Annotated in this window: 3 pseudogenes; all 3 read right to left on the bottom strand. The window is 56.8% G+C overall.

The window, feature by feature from the left end:
- Nucleotides 1-37: 37 nt before the first annotated feature.
- A pseudogene (locus tag J1785_RS01475) lies at nt 38-1,171 on the bottom strand (hydantoinase B/oxoprolinase family protein); the annotation flags it as partial.
- Nucleotides 1,153-1,488: pseudogene (locus J1785_RS01470) on the bottom strand (aldehyde dehydrogenase family protein); the annotation flags it as partial. The pseudogenes J1785_RS01470 and J1785_RS01475, both read right to left, overlap by 19 nt.
- A 232-nt stretch (nt 1,489-1,720) precedes the next feature.
- Nucleotides 1,721-1,840, bottom strand: a pseudogene (gene cbl, locus J1785_RS26590) (HTH-type transcriptional regulator Cbl); the annotation flags it as partial.
- Nucleotides 1,841-2,111: the final 271 nt, after the last annotated feature.

The raw sequence follows: 2,111 nt of genomic DNA, 5'->3' as shown, positions 1-2,111 counted from the left end.
TTGCAAAACTCATCGAGGCCAATCATCAGCGTTACATTTATAACGCGGCGTTTAAAGCGGGAAAGCGTTTAAGTAATTTTGCGAAAAGCTCAGACATCTGCTGTTCCAACGCTAATTCGCTACCCTCGCCTGCCTGCACCGCCGCAAAAACCTGATGCTTAAGGAAGTGACGCCAAACCACCGGGCGCTGCGCGAGGAATGTGGTCAGCAGTTGGTAGCGTTGCGGCGTCCACAGCGTTTCAAACTCACGGCGGGCGCTACCCACGTCAAAGTGCTCCCCGTTACTTTCCGGCATCTGGCTGCGTAAACCCGCAGTGCCAACTTCATCAATCTCGCCCTGCTGTAGCATCACGCCGTACTGCTCTCGCGCGGCCCGTTCGCTGAGAAAACCGCACTGCACATCCTGTAATACCGCCTGCGCGCTGCGATTTTTCGCCAGGCCGTAGCCGCCAGCCCCGGGGCCTTTAATGGCGACTACATCCCCCGGTCCGCAGTGGATCACGTCGGTATTGCCGTGCTCGGTGACGCGTCCGTCGGCGTGTTCAGTGCGGAACCACGAGGTGCTGCCCGCTCTGCCGCCCGCCGCGCCCGCCGAGGAGAACACCGAGCGATTGCGATTGCGGGCGGTAATTGTGGTATTCGGCACGAACACCTCAAACGCCATCTCCGTTGCCAGCCCGCCGCGATACTCCCCTGCCCCGGCGCTGTCGGGCGCCAGCCCGTAGCGGTGGAAACGCACCGGCACTTCCGTTTCATTAATCTCAATCGGCGTATTCTTCAGAAACGCCGACAGGCCGCCGGAGCCATCGGGCCCATCGTGCTTCGGCGTGCCGCCCGCACCGCCGCCAACCGGACCGAGCGAGGCAACCACGCTGCGATTCTGCCCGTCGACAGTGCGGATATTGATGATGGAATTGCCGCCCGGCGAGTTAGCCGGCAGGCGCTCCGGCATTGCCAGAGAAAACGCGCCGACGGTGGCGATCTGCGACATTGCGCAGGTCAGCGAACGCATTCCCACCGCCGCCGGAGCTTCGCAGTTCATAATGGTGCCCGGCGGCAATATTGCCCGCATCGGGCGCAGCGTTCCGGCATTCAGCAGCAGTGAACAGTCAAGGGTGGAGAGCACATAGGTGACGCCGACCAGCGCCAGCGGATTTCGCCCTTCGCTTCCGCCAGCGGCTTGCCCTGCTCGGCGGTCATGATGGCGGCGAGGTCGTCAGTGTTGTCGAGGATCAGCTGATGCCATTTTTCCAGCAGCAGCGCACGCTGCGCGTTCGGGGTTTTCGCCCAGCTTTTCCGTGCGGCATCGGCAAAGGCAATCGCCTGCTCGGTTTCTTTCGCGCCGAGCGCCGGAATGGTACAAACCACTTCGCCCGTTGATGGGTTGGTGACCGGTAGCATTTCGCCGTTAAGCGCGCCTTGCCAGTGACCGTTAAAAAAAGCCTGCTGGCGCAGCAGTGTAGCATCCTGTAAACGTTGTGCGAGCATAGCGTCTCCTTAATAAGTTCATTTCACTTTAACGGAGGCGAGGCAATCAATGCTGCGTTATCAGGTAGAAAGAGAAGCTCGGAAAGAGGTTTTGCGCGGCGAAACGAAATTTTATGCTGTGGAATTCAAAGTGGCCGTAACCGGTAGGGGTTGACCTTCTTTTTCGGTCAACCGCGGTGTTTAAGGTCCGATCGAAAAAGAGGATCACCCCTACCGTTCTACGATTTGCCTGTTAAATCTGGAAATCGATCACCGTTTCTTCTTCGTTCAGCGACTGCGCCTGGCGCTTGATCTCTTCCAATGATAGGTTGGCGTTACACGGTTCGAGGAACTGCCAGACAAAATTGCACTGACAGAAAAAACTAACCTACGTGGATTTACACTGGATGAAACAAGAATTAAAGAAAGTCGTCAGTGTTATTCCGACATCATCAGGGTAGTCCGTGAGAGCCAATATTAATCCCTGCCTTAGTTTTATTCGCAGGTCTCCTATAGTGCCCCACTATTTCAGCCGACTCTTGCTTAAGGCGTGACGGTTTTCAGGTTTTTACGGCACCACATTTTTCGCGAAGTAATGAGTGAAGAAATGCGGGCCGTAAAAATGAGGACGCGGACAGAATTAT

This window comes from Rahnella perminowiae, assembly GCF_019049755.1.
In the GTDB taxonomy this organism is placed as follows: domain Bacteria; phylum Pseudomonadota; class Gammaproteobacteria; order Enterobacterales; family Enterobacteriaceae; genus Rahnella; species Rahnella perminowiae.
Note: the sequence above shows the minus strand (reverse complement) of the source record. Positions and strands in the feature narration are given on the sequence as shown.